At 72.0% G+C, this 18,296-nt stretch carries 17 protein-coding genes; 9 read left to right on the top strand and 8 right to left on the bottom strand.

The genetic code is table 11. The features are described 5' to 3' along the window. Positions 1-96: 96 nt before the first annotated feature. Complete coding sequence (locus ACFY7E_RS08035) at positions 97-315, bottom strand: hypothetical protein (RefSeq protein WP_389481975.1); 219 nt, start codon at positions 313-315, stop codon at positions 97-99. A gap of 495 nt (positions 316-810) precedes the next feature. On the opposite strand from ACFY7E_RS08035, the gene ACFY7E_RS08030 reads away from it, so the two are divergent. Genes ACFY7E_RS08030 through ACFY7E_RS08020 form a run of 3 tightly spaced genes read left to right on the top strand, consistent with a single transcriptional unit; the run spans position 811 to position 4,817 of the window. After that, the gene (locus ACFY7E_RS08030) at positions 811-2,958 is read left to right on the top strand and encodes a helix-turn-helix transcriptional regulator (RefSeq protein WP_389481973.1); all 2,148 of its coding nucleotides are present in this window, start codon (positions 811-813) and stop codon (positions 2,956-2,958) included. A 3-nt stretch (positions 2,959-2,961) separates the two neighbouring features. Beyond that, a complete protein-coding gene (locus ACFY7E_RS08025; RefSeq protein WP_389481971.1) occupies positions 2,962-3,957 on the top strand; it encodes a hypothetical protein in 996 nt (331 codons plus the stop codon). Continuing rightward, positions 3,954-4,817 carry a DUF6339 family protein gene (locus ACFY7E_RS08020; protein ID WP_389481969.1) on the top strand — a complete coding sequence of 288 codons (864 nt, stop codon included), beginning with the start codon at positions 3,954-3,956 and terminating at the stop codon, positions 4,815-4,817. Before ACFY7E_RS08025 ends, ACFY7E_RS08020 begins: the two co-directional genes overlap by 4 nt. A gap of 15 nt (positions 4,818-4,832) precedes the next feature. Here ACFY7E_RS08020 and ACFY7E_RS08015 read toward each other — a convergent pair whose 3' ends face one another. The 5 genes from ACFY7E_RS08015 to ACFY7E_RS07995 form a co-directional block, all read right to left on the bottom strand. Further along, positions 4,833-6,425 (bottom strand): DNA cytosine methyltransferase, encoded by a 1,593-nt coding sequence (locus ACFY7E_RS08015; RefSeq protein WP_389481966.1) that lies wholly within the window; start codon positions 6,423-6,425, stop codon positions 4,833-4,835. Between the two features lie 46 nt (positions 6,426-6,471). Continuing rightward, complete coding sequence (locus ACFY7E_RS08010) at positions 6,472-7,458, bottom strand: DNA cytosine methyltransferase (protein ID WP_389481964.1); 987 nt, start codon at positions 7,456-7,458, stop codon at positions 6,472-6,474. Then, positions 7,451-7,897: a very short patch repair endonuclease gene (locus ACFY7E_RS08005; protein WP_389482238.1), complete on the bottom strand. Its 447-nt coding sequence runs from the start codon at positions 7,895-7,897 to the stop codon at positions 7,451-7,453. Before ACFY7E_RS08005 ends, ACFY7E_RS08010 begins: the two co-directional genes overlap by 8 nt. 70 nt (positions 7,898-7,967) lie before the next feature. After that, positions 7,968-8,966, bottom strand: a complete 999-nt coding sequence (locus ACFY7E_RS08000) for an SEC-C metal-binding domain-containing protein (RefSeq protein WP_389481962.1) — start codon at positions 8,964-8,966, stop codon at positions 7,968-7,970. A 135-nt stretch (positions 8,967-9,101) separates the two neighbouring features. Continuing rightward, on the bottom strand, positions 9,102-10,508 hold the full coding sequence (locus tag ACFY7E_RS07995; RefSeq protein ID WP_389481959.1) for an MFS transporter: 1,407 nt from the start codon (positions 10,506-10,508) through the stop codon (positions 9,102-9,104). A 100-nt stretch (positions 10,509-10,608) separates the two neighbouring features. Here ACFY7E_RS07995 and ACFY7E_RS07990 point away from each other — a divergent pair, with 100 nt between their 5' ends. The 5 genes from ACFY7E_RS07990 to ACFY7E_RS07970 all read left to right on the top strand — a co-directional run bounded on the left by ACFY7E_RS07990 (position 10,609) and on the right by ACFY7E_RS07970 (position 15,374). Further along, complete coding sequence (locus ACFY7E_RS07990) at positions 10,609-11,133, top strand: winged helix-turn-helix transcriptional regulator (RefSeq protein ID WP_389481957.1); 525 nt, start codon at positions 10,609-10,611, stop codon at positions 11,131-11,133. A gap of 85 nt (positions 11,134-11,218) precedes the next feature. Then, on the top strand, positions 11,219-11,533 hold the full coding sequence (locus ACFY7E_RS07985) for a DUF6412 domain-containing protein (RefSeq protein WP_389481954.1): 315 nt from the start codon (positions 11,219-11,221) through the stop codon (positions 11,531-11,533). A 120-nt stretch (positions 11,534-11,653) separates the two neighbouring features. Next, on the top strand, positions 11,654-12,394 hold the full coding sequence (locus ACFY7E_RS07980; protein WP_389481951.1) for a YidC/Oxa1 family membrane protein insertase: 741 nt from the start codon (positions 11,654-11,656) through the stop codon (positions 12,392-12,394). Positions 12,395-12,531: 137 nt separating this feature from the next. Further along, positions 12,532-13,389 (top strand): fumarylacetoacetate hydrolase family protein, encoded by an 858-nt coding sequence (locus ACFY7E_RS07975; protein WP_383433416.1) that lies wholly within the window; start codon positions 12,532-12,534, stop codon positions 13,387-13,389. 221 nt (positions 13,390-13,610) lie between these two features. Continuing rightward, positions 13,611-15,374: a choice-of-anchor A family protein gene (locus ACFY7E_RS07970; RefSeq protein ID WP_389481948.1), complete on the top strand. Its 1,764-nt coding sequence runs from the start codon at positions 13,611-13,613 to the stop codon at positions 15,372-15,374. Here ACFY7E_RS07970 and ACFY7E_RS07965 read toward each other — a convergent pair. Further along, the gene (locus tag ACFY7E_RS07965; protein ID WP_383433588.1) at positions 15,346-15,810 is read right to left on the bottom strand and encodes a heme-degrading domain-containing protein; all 465 of its coding nucleotides are present in this window, start codon (positions 15,808-15,810) and stop codon (positions 15,346-15,348) included. The two genes, ACFY7E_RS07970 and ACFY7E_RS07965, sit on opposite strands and share 29 nt — an antisense overlap. 14 nt (positions 15,811-15,824) lie before the next feature. After that, a complete protein-coding gene (locus ACFY7E_RS07960) occupies positions 15,825-16,916 on the bottom strand; it encodes a Gfo/Idh/MocA family oxidoreductase (protein WP_389481945.1) in 1,092 nt (363 codons plus the stop codon). Between the two features lie 167 nt (positions 16,917-17,083). Between ACFY7E_RS07960 and ACFY7E_RS07955 the strand changes: the two genes are divergently transcribed. Next, a complete protein-coding gene (locus ACFY7E_RS07955) occupies positions 17,084-18,133 on the top strand; it encodes an ROK family protein (protein WP_389481943.1) in 1,050 nt (349 codons plus the stop codon). Positions 18,134-18,296 lie beyond the last annotated feature (163 nt).

Below are 18,296 nucleotides of genomic sequence, written 5' to 3'. Positions count from 1 at the left end.
GGGGGGGGGGGGGGGGGGGGGGGGGGCCCCCCCCCGCGGGGGGGGGCCCCCCCCCCCCCCCCGCCCCACCGTCCCTGCTGCGTGGAGGGGGACGGTTCAGTCGTGCTCGTCGGTTCCGAGAAGGAGGTCGTCGAACCCGTAGAGCTCCTTGAGCTCCTTGCGCGTCGTCTCCCACTCTTCGATGATTCGTGTCCTTTCCTTGTCGTTGCACGCCTGCGCCAGTTCCGAGGAAAGGGCGCTCAGCTCACGTCCGGACAACGAAAGGTTCGAGGTGGCACACTTGTGCGACTCCGTGTCCCCCGGGTCTTCTTCCACGGGTCGATCACCGTCCTGTTCTTTCCGCCTGCATCGGTCGTCACGAACGACGCATAATTTGCGTGGGCGCGTTCGATCGTCACCCATTTTCCGGGGCCGAGACCTCGGGTCGATTCGTGATCAACGTTAGGGGATTCAACCTCGGCGGCGCCACCCGGAATCATGGATTCCTTTTGTGAATCCTGCGGAAGAACTGTCGGACGGGGAAAATCTTCTTGTTGACGGCAGAGCTCTCCCCTTGCGTCGGCTTCTCGCCCTGCTGCACTTTAGGGGGAACCCTCGGTTCAGGCAAGCCTCTTTTCCGTTTCCGGACAAAGGCCCCGAAGGGCTCGAAATATAACCGAAACAGGACGAAGCAGGAAGATAATGCGACGGGGGTGGTGAGACATAGGGAGATGTCGGCGGGATAACGTCAAGCAGCAATTGACCAGGCCGGATGTGTCAAATTAGTCTGTCCACGTCTGCAGGAACAGCGGAGAAGTGGGTGGTCGTCGCATGGAGACCGGTGAGGAGTTCGGGCCCTGGCTGGCCCGTCAGCTCAGGCTCGCGGGGAAGACACAGGCGGAGCTGGCGGAAGAGCTGGGACTGACCCGCGCCGCGGTCTCGGCCTGGATCACCAAGCGGTCCGTCCCTCGGCCGACCGTGATGGAGGAGATCGCCAAGGCGCTCGGCACGGACATCGGCACGGTGCACACGCGCACCACCGACACGCAGGCGGGTCTTCCCGTCACCTGGTACCACCGGCCCGGCTATCCCGATGGTGGTCGTGACGGCGGCAACGCCGCCGCCTTCGCGTTCGACGCCGATGTCCAGGTGCTTGCCCGGGAGACCTGCCAGAACAGTCTCGACGAGCGGCTCACGGAGAACGGCCGCCCGGTCCGGGTGCGCTACACCATCCACGAGCTGATCGGTGAGGCGCTGGAGGCCTTTCGCAAGGCCGTCCTCTGGGACGACCTCCACCCTCACTACACCGCGGTCTCGGAGTCGGCCTCCCACCAGAAGGTCGGCCGGGTGGTGGACGCGGGGGTCCGAGACATGTTCGAGAAGGGCCGGCTGGTCCTGCTCCGGATCGATGACTACAACGCCTCCGGTCTCACCGGGGACGACTACGACGACGGCAAGTTCGCGGCCGTCGTCCGCCGTCAGTTGGAGAGCCTCAAGTCGGGTCGTGGAGCCGGTGGTTCGTTCGGTCTGGGCAAGGCGACGCTCTGGGCGACCAGCGCACTCGGCATGGTCCTGATCAACTCCACGCTCTCGGTCCCCCACGAGGGGCGGACCGAGCGCCGCCTCATCGGACGACTCGAACTGCCCTGGCGTTCCGTCGACGGTGAGTCGTACGCGGGCCCCGCCTGGTTGGGGCGCCCCGACCCGGACAGTCCGGGGGCCCAGGTGGCTCGCTCGTGGTGGGCGGACGAGGAGACGGTCGAACGCCTCTACCTGACCCGCGACAACGACGAGCCGGGCACCTCCTTCCTCATCGTCGGCGCCCACGACGTGGCGAGCCTCGACCAGAGCGCTCCCGACCGCGATGTCGACGACGAGGACGGGGACGGCATCGACGACGACGGGACCCGCGACATCAGGGCCATGCATCGACGGTTGGTCGAAGCGCTGGAGAGGGACTTCTGGGCGGCCATGACCGGAGGCGGAAGCAGGCTCCCGCTCCTGGAGACCTCGGTTCGCACGCTACGCAACGGACAGGTGGTCCTGGAGGAGGAGAAGGTCGATCCCATCCGATCCCAGCCCTCCCGCACCAGGGCGCTGCGCTCCTTCTACGAGGGAACGACCGTGGACCGGCTCACCGAGGCCGGTCAAGTCGCCCTCCGTCATGTTCCGTTCAAGCTTCCATTGACCGGCGGGCGCCGTGGCACGCTCGGCACGCATCCCGCCGTACTCCTCGTCACGGAGGCCGAGGACGAGGACGGCGTCCCGAACCAGGTCCACTCGCTGCGCGGCAACCGGATGACCATCAAGAAGTCCGGTGTCGCCGGCCTTCCCCTGGGTGTCAATTCCTTCCAGGCCGTCCTTCTGACGGGGCACGCGGCCGGGGAGACGGTTCCCTTCGCGGAGGAGGCCGAGGAGTTCCTGCGGGCGGCCGAGCCGCCCGAGCACGACCGCTGGGGTCAGACGGAAGAACTCACCCTGCGCTGGTCGCACACCGCACACCACCGCATCGCCCGGCTGACCACCGAGGTCAACTCGGCGGTGAAAGAACTGGTCGCCAAGCCGAAGCGAGCAGGTGGCGAAGGGGGCGCGAAGCTCCGGAAGGCGCTCACCGTCGCCCGCAAGGCCGCGCCCAGGCGCGGCACCGGAACGACCCTGCCGGAGTTGGACGGGCTGAACGCCTCCATCGGCGAGGCGGGGGAGTGGCGGATCACTGCGGAGGTGAAACTGCCCCGTGCGGACGAACTGCCGGCCATGACACCGGTGGTCCTGCTAGACGTGAGGTCGGGCGGCCGCCCCCGACTCGACTGGGCGGAACTCGTCGCGGTGGAGGGCTGCGAGGTCGAGGACGGTGTGCTCCGCTTCTCCCCCGGCGCTCGGCGAGCCGTCTTCAGCGGCGCCACCGATGTCACCAGTCATCCGGTCCGCACTGCGCTCACCCGACTCGTTCTCGAACTACGCACCGGCAAGGGGGAATGAGACATGAAGTTCTACCCGTACAAGCGGCTCAATCGTCCGATCACCCTTCGGGTGACCTCGGCCTCGCTCAAACTGCCCGACGGCACGCGCGACCACTTGGACACGTCGGCGTACTCCACCCAGCAGCGAACCGTTGCCCTCGGTGTGGCACAGCACGAGGACTGGGTGTCGGCCAGGATCGGTCTCTCCGCCACCCTGCCGCCCGGTGCGAACGTCCCCGACGCCCCGTGGAGCGAGCTGCGTGTCCTGGCGGTGCTCACCGACGGCGAGACCAATGTGCACACCGCCTTCGACCTCAAGCAGGACACCCCGGAGGGCAAGGAGTGGTCCGGGGTTGTCGAGGTCTTCCGTGACGACCACGTCGGTCGCGCCAGGCTCGCCGTCCAGGCCGTCGCCACGATCGACGACGTGCGGGGCCGGTCGCTGGCGGAGACCGACGACGACTGGACCGTCGACGTGGTCGCGGAGGAACCGCTCGGTGGTTTGGGCCTCGACGTGAAGCAGGTGAGCTTCTCGAAGACTTCACGGGAGTGGCTGCACGCCTACTCCGACGCTCCCTGGATAGTGGACGCCTCGGGTCGTCTGCCGGCGGTTCTGGTCAACTCCGACATCGAGGGCTTCTCGGACCTCCTCGGCGCCGAGAGCGGAGGCATCGAGAGCAAGGTCCACGAGATGCTCGTCTCCCAGATGGCCACCGACGTGTGGACCGCGGTGTTCCACAGTGCCGTGGGCGACCTGGAGGTGGAGCCCGACGGATCACCGGTCTTTCCCACCGACTGGCAGGGCGAGGTGCTCCGCGAGATGCTCCCCGACGTGATTCCGGACGTCCGCCCGGAGGAGGCGCTCCGCCGGGTCCACCGCCGGCGCACCGGTGACGCGGGATGGGTGGAACTCCAGACCCGCATCCACTACGCGGCCGTGCGGCGCGCCGGCGCGAACAAGGCACTCACCAACGCCCTGCGCGGGCTTCAGCAGCTGAATCGAGGGGACAAGGCATGACGATCGGGAAACCGCACCACGTTCCCCAGCGGCTCGGTCTGCTGTCCGCGACGGCGGCCGACCCCTTCCTGACGGAGGACCTGCTCACTGGGGTCCGGGGCCACGAGGGCGTGAACCTCGCCAAGGTCGTCGAACCGTTGGCGGAGGACGACACCCGCTGGGAGGTCGAACCGCTCCGGAGCCTGCTGGAGGACGCGATGCACGAGTTTGGTGGCAGCAAGACCCGGGCCGACGGCTGGCTGGCGCCCCGACTGCATGCGACGCTCCGCCTCACCCGGCGGGAGGCGGCGGACCGCAGGCTGTGGACCCACTTCGCCCTCGCCGTCGCCCCGGACTATGTGGCCTGGCGGCACGCCTCCACGAGCACGTCGAAGATCAACTCGGAACGCTTCAAGGGCGCCCCCGACCGGCAGTGCTTCTCACGGCTGTGGTGGGCGGCGGAGATGTTCCGCAACGGAAGCGACTACTCTCCGGTCGAGACGGCCTGCGGCACCCAGGAACTGATCCACTCCGCGCTGCGGCGGGGTCTCGTCGACCACCGACCCACCGCCCAGGCCCTGGTGGGAGTCCTGAAGCGGGGAATCGCCACCGGCCGTGAGATCGAGGGCCTCATGGTGGCGATCAGCGCTGCCGGAGCGACTCTCGTCTACGACGCTCTGGCCGAGGACGAGCCGCGTGACCCCGAGGCGTTGCGCCAGTGGATCGCGGAGGCAGAGAAGGCACCCTCGGTCCCGCGACACACTCTGCCCAAGGGGCCCCAGGAGGAGCCCGTCTCGGAGGAGACGGTGCGGAGACTCACCGACTACTTCGTCGAGCTCTTCGAGACGGCTCCGGTCAGGGGCCGAGCGCCTCAGGCCTGACGGAGACCGAAGGGGTCACCTGCCGGTGAGCGGGTGACCCTTGAGGTCGGAATGCTCCAGAGGTTTCACCGGTTGCCGGGGCTTCCAGTTCTCCAGCTTCTCGATTCTCCGGTTCATCCTCTCCCGGGCCTTCTTCTCGTCCGGTTCGTATTCCAGCACGTGCAGCAGTATGTGCAGGGCGAGCCGGGGGGGCACCGCGTTGCCGATCTGCTGGGACACGTCGTTCCCGCTCCAGGGGTACGCCCAGGGGAACGTCTGGAGCACCCCCGCCTCGGCAGTGTTGAAACGGCCGAGCTTGCCGTCGAGATCCTTGTCCGTCCCCTTGTGGACCACGCGATTCCGCGACACCTTTCCCGTGATTGTGGAGGAGGGGGTGTCGTGGTCACGCCGGCCACGGGCCTCCGGCACGCCTCCGGTTCCGTAGTTGGAGACGACACTGAAGGCGGGGCGCCGGTGCACCTTGCCGCCCGAGCGCTTCTCCACGTGATTCAAGGCGGCCTCCATGGAGATCCAGTGCTCCCGTTCCTCCCCGGGCTCCTCGTCACAGGCGGCCGGTTCCGCCGAGAACAGCGGGTCCATCTGATCCACCTTCGACAGGCGGACGAAGGAGCCCCGCCGATGGTAGAGCTCGTGGGTCTCACGCACCTTCGGCAGGCTGCCGGGCTCGGGCCCCTCAGGGAGGCCGGGGCGATCGAGGCGAGCCATCAGCACCGCACGCCGTCGGGTCTGGGGGACGCCGAACGCCTCGGTGTGCATGAGCTGCGTCGCGGTTCGGTAGTGAAGGGAGGCCAGGACCTCGACGTACCGCTCCCACACCAGCATCACCGCCGGTACCTGTTCGAGGACGACGGCCTCGTACGGGTTCGATCCGGGTCGCCGGCACCGCTCGATGATCCACCACAAGGGCTGAAGAACGAGCCCCGTCCGCTCGTCGCCCAGTTTCTCCAGTTTGTCCTTGAGCTCGGAGAGCTGATGGTCCAGGTCGCCGAAGACCTTGAGCAGATTCCTCAGCTCGCCGTCCGTGAGCTCGAAGGCCTGCGGCTCCTTCAGCTTCTTCAGGAACTGCTTGATCTCCTCCGCCGAGTTCCCCAATTGCTCCAGCCGGTTCCTGATGGCTTTGCGCGCCCCGACCCTGAGCCGCTCCACGCCGTGCTTCTCGTCCCTGACGGCCTGGGCCTCGAGCTCCTTGCGCCGGAGCTCCTCGTGGATCTTCCGCCAGGTCCGAAAGACCTGCAACCAGGCCTCCGGGTCGCCGGAACGCCCCTCGGTGGCACGTACGACCTCGTGCAGCCGCCCGATGTATTCCAACACCTGGTCCAGAGCCCTACGACCCGCGCCGTGCCCGGCGACGGTGAACGTCTGGCAGGGAGGTCCTCCGGTCAGCACCTGGGCGCGCGGGAAGAAGGCGGCACGGTACGTGCGGACGTCACCGTGGAAGGTGTCCATACCGGCCGCGCCGCGGGTGGCGCACGCTCCCGCGTCCCATTCGATGCCGGTCACCCGGTATCCCAGAGCGTCTGCCGCCACATCCAGCCCCCCCGGGCCCGCGAAGAGGTCCAGGATATGGAAATCCGCAGGTGGGGAGTCTTCCGTTTCGATGTGGCTCATGGGCCTGAAGTCTAGCCGGCGCGCAGAGGTGGACGGGACGCCTCGTCTACAGCCTGTGGACAAAGCCCAGAGCGGTCGCCAAGGACGCGCCGAGTGCCCGACCCACCGGTGGAGGAGTGGCGTGGCCGATCTGTCGGTACCGGGCCGTCTTCCGCCCCGTGATGCGCCAGTCCTGTGGAAAGGACTGCAGAAGGGCCGCCTGGTCGACCGTGATCTTCACCATCCGCGCCGGATCGTCCGACCGGGGCCATGCGTACTCCGCCCCCGGCACCTCGTCCGCCGGTGCCCCGGCGTTCACCCCCATGCGGGCCCAGGCGCGCTTCGTGCCGGACGGGCCGAGGTCGGCCCCGCCACGATTCTCCGAGCCTCCGACCAGGGTGGGTGCCACGACCGACGCCTGGAACGCCCAGGCGTCGGCGTCGCGCCAGCCCCGGGACCGCATGGAAGGAAGGAGTGCCCGACCGACCGGGACGTGCTCGTCCACCGTCGGCTCCGGCGGGGCGAACGCGTGGAACCACTCGTCCTTGAGTGCCACGAGGATGCCCTGCCTGCGTTCCTGGGGCACGCCGAAGTCCGCCGCGTTCAGCACGAACCAGTGGAAGCGGTAGCCGAGGTGGGTCAGCTCGGCCTCGACGAACTTCCGGATGTCCGCGTAGGTCGGCGAGTCGACGAGGGCGGGCAGGTTCTCCAGCAACAGGGCCCGCGGTTGGATCGAGTGGAGCAGGAGGATCGTAGCGGTGAGGAGTCGCAGTTCCTGGTCGCTGTGCGCGCGTCCCACGGCGGCCGAGGCCTTCACCCGTGGCAGGCCGGCCGACAGGAGGTCGACGTCGAGGGCCTCCGGGTGCTCGTCCGGAAGGAAATCGACGAGATCCTCGCAGACCACGTTCCAGTGCGGTCTGTTGGCCAGGAGCGTCTCGCACGCCTGGGGCTTGTTGTCGAGGAGGAGGACGGGGGAGAAGCCCGCCCCCTCCAGCCCCGACGCCAGTCCGCCGGCGCCGGAGCAGACATCTACGAAGCGGAGTCGATCAGCCATCGGTCGCCCTCTCGGTCCCTCGAAGGTCCTGTAAGAGTGCCTTCCGACTCGACCGGACCCGGCCGCTCTTCTTCCGGTCCACCGCCGCGCGCACCGTCGTCGAGATCTCCTCCGTCGGCGCGTGTTCCCAGAACCGCAGCACCGTCCACCCCAGCGCTTCGAGGTGCTGCGTCGTCTCGCGGTCGCGGGCCATGTTCTTGTCGAGCTTCGCCCGCCACCATTCGGCGTTGGACTTCGGCTGTGTCGCGTGCTGGGGGCAGCCGTGCCAGAAGCAGCCGTCCAGGAAGACGGCGACCCGGGTCGGGCCGAAGACGATGTCGATCGTGCGGCGGGGCATGCCCGGGACCGGGACGTTGACGCGGTAGCGCAGGCCGGAGGCGTGCAGGAGTCGGCGTACCGCCAGTTCCTGGGCGGTGTCGCGGGAGCCCTGGCGGCTCATGCGGGCCGAGACTGCGGGGGAGGACGGAACGGCTTCGGTCACACCCGCATTCTGCCGGACCGGTCCGGCGTCACTCCGACCCGTGACACTTCCCGTACGTCTCCCCCGACCCGCACCAGCACTCCGCCCCCCGCGCCGGCGGCCAGGCCGTGGCTCGGCCCCGGGCTGCCAGGGTGGTGGCGTACTGGGGGAGGAGGTCGGCGTTCGAGGGATGGGTGGACTCCGAGGCGGCGAAGGCCTCGTAGGAGGGGACCGTGGCGCGGACGATGCCCAGGTTGGGGGTGCCGGCGGTCGCCAGTTCGCGCAGGGACGCCTCGATGTCCGTCAGGTGTGCCTCGTAGGTCGGGTACTCCGTCTCCAGCTCCGGGTACGACGCGAGGAGCTCGTCCAGTTCCCGTTCCGGCCAGTGGAGGACCGCGACCGGGAAGGGGCGGGAGAGGGCCGTGCGGTAGGTGCCCAGCTCGGAACGGAGGCGGGCGATCTCGGCCTGGAGTTCCGCCGGGTCCTCCGAGCCCAGGGCCCAGAGGCGCTTCGGGTCGTGCAGCTCGTCCAGCGGGACCGCCGCCGTGTGGAGCCGGTCCGCCAGGGCGTCCCAGTCGTCGTGCGGCAGCGCCAGCATGCGGCGGATCCGGTGCCGGGTCGTGATCAGGGACCGGGTCGCGTGGGGGAGGTCGTCCGAAGGGACGGCCAGGAGTCTCGCCGCTTCCGTCAGGGTCGCCTCCGCCTCCTCCAGCTCGTCGTGGGCCTCCAGCGTCTCCGCCGCGATCTCCCACGGCGCCGCGTCCGACGGCCGGGTGGCCCGGAGTCCCTCGATGATCGCCCGGGCCTCGGCCTCGTGCCCGTACTCCCACAGGTTCGCCGCCTTCAGCGCCCTGATCAGGTGCGGGTCCGCGGGCTCGGACGACAGGAGGTCGTCGTAGAGGGCCGTCGCGCCCGGGCGGTCGCCCGCCAGCTCCAGGTGGGCCGCCGCCCGGAGGCAGAGGGGCTCCCGGTCGCCCGGGTACTGCGCGGCGGTGCGCAGCAGGCGCTCGGCTTCGGTGATGTGGGCTGCAGGCGTGTCGGGGCGCATGCGTCCCACCGTACTGCTGGGCGGCCCCGGAGAGTTGGTGCGTCCGTGCTTGTCGTGCCCTGGGGGAGGGGCGGGGGGCGTGGCGTTGTTCCGTTCCGCCCGTTTCCGCCCGCGGGCCGTCGTTCCTTCCAGGGGCTACTTTCTCGCCAGTACGAGCGTCAGCGCCGCCCCCGTCAGCGCCAGCGCCGCCGACGCCGCGAGTGCCGCGTCCGGGCCCGCCGTCGCCAGGGCGAGCGTCAGGGCCACCCCGGCCGAGGAGCCGATGTAGCGGGCGGTGTTGTTGGCGCCCGAGCCCATCGCCGCCCGTTCCGGCGGTACGGAGTCGACCGCGAGGCGGGGGAGTGCCGCGTTCAGGAGGCCGCTGCCCGCGCCCGCCACCAGCAGGCCCGGGAGGAGGCGCCACGCGGTCGCGTGGTCCTCCAGGGCTCCCAGGAACGTCAGTACTCCCGCCGCCGACAGGGCGAACCCCAGGGTCAGTTGGTGCGCGGCGGAGAGCCGGGCGGCGAGGCGGCGGGTCTGGAGGGCCGCCACGAACGACGTCCCCGACCAGAGCAGGAACAGCCACGCCGTGCCCAGCGGTGACATCCCGGCGCCGGTCTGGAGCAGCGTCGGCACCACGCTGAACAGGCCGATCACCGCCAGGCCCGTGAAGAGCGCCCCCAGCGTCGACGCCAGGAACGCCGGCCGCCGCAGCAGCGCCAGGTCGATCATGGGGTTCCTCCGCCAGGTCTCCACCGCCGCGAACAGGGCCGTCAGGGCCGCCGAGGCCAGGAGCAGGAGGCCCACCGGCGCGCGCAGCCAGCCCTCCCTGCCCAGGGTGAGCGCCGTCAGCAGGGCCGCCAGGGCGAGGCCGAGCGTCAGTGCCCCCACGACGTCCGGGCGGGGCGTCGCGGCGTTCACCGCTTCCGCCCTCCCCGGCAGCAGGCGCGCGCCCGCCGCCGCCGTCACCAGGGCTCCCGCCCCGAGCACCCCGTACGCCAGTCGCCAGTCCACCGGGCTCAGCGCGCCCGCCAGGAGGGGGCCCAGGGCGATGCCGCCGCTCACCGACGCGCCCCAGATTCCCGTCGCCCTGATCCGGTCCCGGCCCGCCGGGTACGCGTGGGCGAGGAGCCCCAGGCTGCCCGCGAGGACGGCCGCGCTCGCCGCTCCCTGGGCGATCCGGGCCGCCGTGAAGGTGATCGTGGAGCCCGCGAGGGCGCCGAGCGCGGTGGTGAGGCCGAGGGCGAGCGTGCCGAGGAGGAAGACCCGGCGCCGCCCGTACGCGTCGGCCAGGCCGCCGGCCACCAGGAGGAGGGCGGCGAGGCCGAGCGGGGTGCCGTTGAGCAGCCAGGCCTGGGCGGAGGGCGGCGTTCCGAAGGCGGCCGCCACGGCGGGGAGGGTGGGCATCGGGGCCGTGTAGTTCATCAGCGCGACGGCGGTCGCGGTCGCCGTCACCGAGAGCACGGCGCCCGGACGCGCCTCCCGGGGCGGAGACGGGGACGGGGAGGGAGAGGGAGAAGGAGGGGGAGTGAGGGCTCGGAGTGAGGGCGTTCGGCGTGGCACGGCGGGTCCTCCACCTGTCGGCAGCTCTGTCGGTTCAATGAGCGAACTCAAGGTAGCAGTTCAGTTCGTTCAATGAACCCGCTTCGGTACGATGGGTCCCATGGCCCTCGGCAAGGACTACGCCCAGCAGCAGTGCTCCATCGCCCGCGCCCTCGAAGTGGTCGGTGAGCGCTGGACCCTCCTCGTCGTGCGCGACGCCTTCTACGGAGTCCGGCGCTACAGCGACTTCCTCGCCCACCTCGGCGCCCCCCGCGCCGTCCTCGCCGCCCGCCTCCAGGCCCTCGTCGAGATAGGCGTCCTCGAACGGCGGCGGTACCGGGAGTCGCCCCCGCGCGACGAGTACGTCCTCACCGAACGCGGCCTCGCCCTCTGGCCCGTCCTCTGGACGCTCGGCTCCTGGGCCCGGACCGAACTCCCCGGCACCCTGCCGATGCGCCACTTCCACCACGCCGTCTGCGGCACCGAACTCGGCCCCGGCGGCGCCTGCCCCGCCTGCGGCCTCCCCGTCCCGCCCGCCGACGTCGAGATGCGGCCCGGCGCCGGGCTCGACCCGGACCCCGCCGACCCCGTCGGCCGCGCCCTCCTGCGGCCCCGGCGCCTCCTCGTACCCCTGGAGACCACCTGAATCACGGAGGCGGGGGCGCGGGAACTTCCCCCTCCCGCCGCGCGTCTTCACGGAGAGGAACCGGCGGTACGGAGGAGGTGACGGGATGACGGACAAGGCCTCGGCCCCGCGGGTCGTCGCGCCGCTGTTCTTCCTGCTCGCCCTCGCCGGACTGCTCCTGTCCGACGGGGCCGGTGCCCTCGCCGGAGCCGGTGTCTCCGCCGCCGTCGCCCTCGCCGCGGCCTCCCTCGTCCGCGCCCTGTCCGGCGCCCGTACGGCTCCGGCCGTGCCGCCCGCCGCCGTCCGCACCGCCATGCGCGAGCGCGAGCGGCGCACCGCCTTCCTGCCGCAGCGCGACCCCGACGCCGCGGGCCGCCGCAGACCCCGGGCTCCCGGCCGTCCCCTCCCGACGGCCGCGTAGGGAGCCTCGCGCACCTCCGGTACCTCTCCCGGTACCTCCCCCGACCTCCCTCGCGGATCCGTCATGCCGAGAAAACGCACCTCTCCCCGGCACGACGAGACCCCCCCGGAGGGCTCCCCCATGTCCGCGCTCATGTCCCTTTTCGCCGCCCTGGTCGAGCGGCTCGCCGAGCTGCTCCAGCCGCTCTTCGCCACCACCGCCACCGCCGCCGCGATCGTCCTCTTCACCGCGCTCGTACGGCTCGCCGTCCACCCGCTCTCCCGGGCCGCCGCCCGCGGCCAGAAGGCCCGCACCCGCATCGCCCCGCAGCTCGCCGCGCTCCGGAAGAAGCACGCCGAGAACCCCGAGCGGCTCAAGAAGGCGGTCCTGGAGCTGCACGCGAAGGAGAAGGTCTCGCCCTTCGCCGGCATCATGCCGAGCCTGCTCCAGGCGCCCGCCTTCCTCCTCATGTACCACCTGTTCGCCGGCGACCGGATGGCCGGGCACGCCCTCCTCGCCGCCCCGCTCGGCGACCGCTGGGCCGACGCCCTCTCCCACGGCGGCCCGTTCGGCCCGGCCGGGCAGGTCTACCTCGTCCTGTTCGCGATCGTCACCGCCGTCGCCGCCTTCGGCTACCGCCACACCAAGCGGCAGCTCGCCGCCCAGCCCCTGGACCTCGGGCAGCCCACCCCCGGCGCCGGTGCGATCACCAGGATCATGCCGCTCCTCTCCTTCGCCACCCTCGTCACGGTCGCCGTCGTCCCGCTCGCCGCCGCCCTCTACGTCGTCACCAGCACCGCCTGGACCGTCGTCGAGCGCGCCTTCCTCCACCGCCTGCCTCAGGAAGAGGCGTCCGGCGCCGCCGTTGCTACTCGCCCGTAAGGGTCCACTGCGTGGGCGGGGGCTTGCCGAGCGGCCCTTTCTCTTGGAGGATCGACCAATCCTCCGATGGCCGCACTCCATCGGCCGGGGCACCTCGGGGCCCTCCCCGGGCCCACCTCGACCACAGGGAGAAGACCATGAAGCTGCTGCGTGTCGGCCCGCCCGGAGCCGAACGGCCCGCCCTCCTCGACCAGGGCGGAACCCTCCGCGACCTTTCCGCCCTCGTCGACGACGTCGACGGCGGCCTGCTCGCCGACGCCGCGGCCCTCGACCGGATCCGCGCCGCGGCCGGAGCCGGGGTGCTGCCCCCGCTCGACGCCACCGGACTGCGCGTCGGCCCGCCCGTCGGCCGGATCGGCAAGGTCGTGTGCATCGGCCTCAACTACCACGACCACGCCGCCGAGACCGGCCAGGCCACTCCCGCCGAGCCCGTCGTCTTCCTCAAGGCCGCCGACACCGTCGTCGGCCCGGACGACACCGTGCTCGTACCGCGCGGCTCGGTGAAGACCGACTGGGAGGTGGAGCTGGCCGTCGTCATCGGCCGCACCGCCCGCTACCTGGAGACCGACGAGGAGGCCCTCGCCCACGTCGCCGGGTACGCGGTCGCCCACGACGTCTCCGAGCGCGAGTTCCAGATCGAGCGCGGCGGCACCTGGGACAAGGGCAAGAACTGCGAGACCTTCAACCCGCTCGGCCCCTGGCTCGTCACCGCGGACGAGGTGCCCGACCCGCAGGCGCTCTCCCTCCGGCTCTGGGTCAACGGCGAGCTCAAACAGGACGGCCGCACCTCCGACCAGATCTTCCCCGTCGCGGAGGTCGTCCGGTACGTCAGCCGGTTCATGACCCTGTACCCGGGCGACGTCATCAACACCGGCACGCCCGCCGGCGTCGCCATGGGGCAGCCGGAGCCCAAGCCGTACCTGCGCCCCGGCGACGTGGTCGAGCTGGAGGTCGAGGGGCTCGGCCGGCAGCGCCAGGAGCTCAAGGGGGCCTGAGGCCGGCGGGGGAGGGGCGGCGCTCCCGGCCCGCCCCTCCCCGATCCCTGATCCCCGATCCCCGATCCCTGATCCCTGATCCCCGACTCCCGACCCCCGGTCGGCCTCATGGCGTCACTGACCCGTCGTCAGGCCGCCGCTCTGGGCCCTTCCGTTGTGAAAATCGCGGCGCCCCGCGTGGGGTGTCGCGATTTTCATACGTATTTTGCATATTGCCCGATATGGAACGAATTTCGCACGCGCGGAGTCGGGACCGGCGCCGTCTCGCCCTCATCGCCGCGTCCACGGTCGCGGCCACCGCCCTCGTCGGCACCCTGGCCGTCAGCGGCCACGCCGACCCGCTGCCGGGCGGTCTCGGGCCCTGTCTGCCGGGCAACTGCCCCGCCACGTACCCCGACCTCAACAGCGGCCCCGTCCAGTACCGCGACAACAACATCAACATCTTCGTCGGCGGTGACTTCCTCGTCCGCGAGGCCGCGGCCGAGGCCGAGGGCAAGGTCGTGGTCCTGGGTGACTTCGACATGAACAAGCGCGTGGGCGCCTCCGCCGTCTACAACGTCGGCATCGTGGGCGGCGGCTCGCGCGTCCCGCCCGACAACGGCACCGACTTCCTCACCGTCGGCGAGGACGTGACGGTCGCCGCCGGGCAGCGCCTGCTCACCGAGGAGGGCTCGGTCAGCGGCGTCACGCGGTACGGGGGCACCCGCTCCGGCACGGTGAACCCGGACCCGGTGCAGGACGACGACGCGGCCGCCCCGTACCTCTCGCTCCGCGACCAGCTCACGGACGCGAGCCAGTGCTACGCCTACGTCGGCGGCGCCCACCGCGCCACCACCGGCACCGCCGTCAACAGCGGCATGGAGACCCTCTTCACGGGCGACGGCTCCTCGGAGCTCCAGGTCTTCGACGTCGACTTCGACCTGGAGTCCGCGAGCGGCGGGCAGCAGAACATCCGCTTCGAGGGCGTCCCGGCCGGAGCGACCGTCCTCGTCAACGTCTACGGCGCCGACCGCACCGTCGACACGTACATCAACCAGCTGCCGAACGGCCTGCGCGAGCGGGTCCTGTGGAACTTCCCGGACGCCGCGGCGGTGACGTTCGAGGGGACGGCCCAGTTCGCGGGCAGCGTCCTGATCGGCAACCAGGCCAGCACGGCGACCGTGACCATGCCGGGCACGAACGGCCGCTTCTTCACCACCGGCAACCTGACGCACGCGTCGGAGACGACCGGCGGCGGCGGGCAGGAGATGCACGCCTATCCGTTCAACGGGGACCTGCCGTCCTGTGCGGATCCGACGCCGACTCCTACGCCTACGGATCCGACGCCCACCCCTACGCCGACGCCGACGGATCCCACTCCGACGCCCACGGAGCCGACTCCGACTCCGACGGATCCGACGCCGACTCCGACGGATCCCACTCCGACGCCTACGGATCCCACCCCCACGCCGACGGATCCCACTCCGACGCCTACGGACCCGACGCCGACGCCCACGGATCCCACCCCCACGCCGACGGATCCGACGCCGACGCCTACGGATCCCACCCCCACGCCGACGGATCCGACGCCGACCCCCACGGACCCGACGCCGACTCCGACCGAGCCGACCCCCACCCCCACCGACCACACGAGCGGTGGTTCGACGGACGGCGGTTACGGCGACGACACCGGCGGCTCCGGGAACTCCGGCGGTCACGGCGACTCCGGTGGCACCGGCGGTCCCGGCGGGCACGGCGACTCCGGCGGTTCCAACGGGTCCGGTGGCCACAGCACCTCGGGCGGTCACGGCACCTCCGGCGGGCACGGCAACACCGGTGGTTACGGGGACTCCGGCGGCGACCACGGTCCGCACGGGCCGAACGGCGAGCTCTCCGAGACCGGTGCCGGTACCGGGAAGATCGTCATGGGCGCCACCGCGATCGCCCTCGCCCTCGGCGGCGGCGTCCTCGTGATGATCAGCCGGCGTCGGCGCCGTACGCACTGAGCAACCGCTCCAGCGCCTCGACGACCAGGGCGTGATCCTCGGCCTGCGGCAGCCCCGAGACCGTGACCGAGCCGATCACCCCCGCGCCCTCGACCCCGATCGGGAACGACCCGCCATGGGCGGCGTACCGGTCGGGGTCGAGGCGCGAGGACGCCTCGAACGTCGTCCCCTTGGCCCGGAACCGGGCACCGACCAGGAAAGAGCTCTCGCCGTACCGTTCCACCACCCGCCGCTTGCGGTCGATCCACGCGTCGTTGTCCGCGCTGGACCCCGGCAGCGCGCAGTGGAACAGCTGCTGCGCCCCGCGCCGTACGTCGATCGCCACGGGCGCCTGCCGCTCCCGGGCCAGGGAGACCAGGAGCGTGCCGAGCGTCCAGGCGTCCTCGTACGTGAAGCGGGGGAGGACGAGCCGGGCCTCCTGGGCCGCCAGTTCCATGACCTCGGAGCTGCTCACAGTGTCACCGTGATCCCCTCGCGGGCCGACTTCCGCGCCGCCTCCAGGACGGCGAGGGCGTCGGCGGCCTCGAGTGCCGTGACCGGGTTCGGTCCGGTGCCGCGCAGGGCGGCGGCGACGGCCGCGTAGTACGCCGGGTAGGCGCCCGGCAGCGACTCGACCGGGTCGCCCCCGCCGGTCAGCGGCGACTCGCCGGCGCCGAGCCGGCCCCACAGCTCCTCCGGCTCCACGCCCCACGCCGAGCCGGGCTCCGGCCGCAGCCCGTCGCGCAGGGCGGCCTCCTGGGGGTCGAGTCCGTACTTCACGAAGCCCGCGCGCTGTCCGAGCACCCGGAACCGGGGGCCGAGCTGGGCGGTGGTGGCGCTCACGTACAGGTGGGAGCGGACCCCGTTCGCGTGGGTGAGCGCGAGGAAGGTGTCGTCGTCGGCCTCGGCGCCCGGCCGGCGCACGTCCGACTCGGCGTACACCGAGACCACCGGGCCGAAGAGGACGAGGGCCTGGTCGACGACGTGGCTGCCCAGGTCGTACAGGAGCCCGCCGATCTCCTCCGGCGCCCCGGACTCGCGCCAGCCGCCCTTCGGCTTCGGCCGCCACCGCTCGAAACGGGACTCGAAGCGCTGGACCTCGCCGAGCGCGTCCTCGTCCAGGAGCCGGCGCAGAGTGCGGAAGTCGCTGTCCCAGCGGCGGTTCTGGAAGACCGACAGGAGCAGGCCCCGCTCCTCGGCGAGGGCGGCGAGGCCGCGTGCCTCGGCGGCGGTCCCGGCGAGCGGCTTGTCCACGACGACCGGCAGGCCCGCCTCCAGGGCGGCCGTGGCGACCTCGACGTGCGTCTTGTTGGGGGAGGCGACTACGACCAGGTCCAGCTCCTCCGCCCCCGGCGCCCACAGCTCCTCGGGCCCCGCCGCCACCCGTACGCCCGGGTGGGCGGCGCGGGCCTCGGCGGCCCGCTCGGGGTTGCCGGTGGTGACGGCGGCGAGGACGAGGTCCTCGGAGGCGGCGATCAGCGGGGCGTGGAAGACGGAGCCCGCGAGGCCGTAGCCGACGAGTCCGACGCGGAGGGGGGTGCGGGGGGAGTCGGTGCCAGTCATGCTCCTCACTTAAGCAACGCCGTTGCCAAAGTGCAAGCGACCCTGACAATGGGGGTGTGAAGAAGGACCAGGATGGAGCGAACGCACCGGAGTCGGAGTCGGCGTCGGGACCCGTACCTGTGCCGACGCCGGGCCCCGTACCTGCGTCGACGCCGGGACCCGTACCCGTGCCGGTGCCGGGACCCGCGCCCGCGCCGCGCAGCCGCAACGCCGCGCTCGTGCTCGATCTGCTGCGCACGGCGGGGGAGCGCGGGATCAGCCGTCTGGAGCTGGCCGAGCGGACCGGGCTCACCCCGCAGGCCGTCAGCAAGATCACCGCGCGGTTGCGGGCCGAGGGCCTCGCGACGGAGGCGGGCCACCGGGCCTCGACCGGCGGCAAGCCCCGTACGGTCCTGCGCCTGGTGCCCTCCGCCGCGCACGCCGTCGGCGTCCACCTCGACCGCGACGAGCTGACGGTCCTCCTGACCGACCTCGCGGGCACGGCCGTGGCCCTCCGCCGCCGCCCGGTGGACCTGGGCGCGGGGGCCGGACCGGTCCTGGACGCGGTGACGGAGGAGGTGCGGGCGGTCCTGGGGGAGGGCGGGCGTGTCCTCGGTGCCGGGGTCGCCATGCCCGGCCCCCTGGACCGCCGGGCCGGGGTGCCCGGCCGGGTCACGGGCTTCCCCGAGTGGGCCGGCCACCCGGTCCGCGAGGAGCTGGCCCGCCGCCTCGGCCTCCCCGTCGTCCTCGACAAGGACACCAACGCCGCCGCCCTCGGCCTGGCCCTGCGGCCCGGCGCCCCCGGCTCCTTCGCCTACGTCCACCTCGGTACGGGCCTCGGCGCCGGCCTCGTCCTCGGCGGCGCGCCGCTGCGCGGGGACAGGACCGGGGCGGGCGAGCTGGGCCACCAGACCGTCCAGCTCGACGGGCCGCCGTGCGGCTGCGGCGGGCGCGGCTGCCTGGAGGTCCTGTGCCTGGCGGCGGTCGCGCGCGGCGAACGCGCCGGGGCCGCGCGGATCCTGGGGGCCGGCGCCGCCAATCTCGTACGGCTCCTCGACATCGACCAGGTCCTCCTGGGCGGCCGGGCGGTGCTCGCCGCGCCGGAGGTGTTCGCGGACGGGGTACGGGAGGTCCTCGCCGGCCTCGGTCTGACGGCCCCGGTGGGCGTCGTCGCGGAACGGGACGCGGTGGCGGAGGGCGCGGCGTGGCTGGTCCTGGCGCCGGTCTTCGGGAAGTAGGCGGCCCCCCCCGCCCCCGCCCCCTCGGTCCGGTCGATCGGATGGTCGGACTGTCGGAAAGTAGGCTGATCGGGCGGATTCCCGGCCCTTCCGGAGGAGCCTCCGGCGTCGCTGCCGACCCGCCCGCTCCCCGTGTGGCAGCGTCGCGGACGTCCCCCTGCCC

The sequence above is a fragment of the Streptomyces sp. NPDC012825 genome, from assembly GCF_042900925.1.
In the GTDB taxonomy this organism is placed as follows: domain Bacteria; phylum Actinomycetota; class Actinomycetes; order Streptomycetales; family Streptomycetaceae; genus Streptomyces.
The sequence above is the reverse complement of the archived record's forward strand: the minus strand, read 5'-3'. Positions and strand labels throughout refer to the sequence as shown.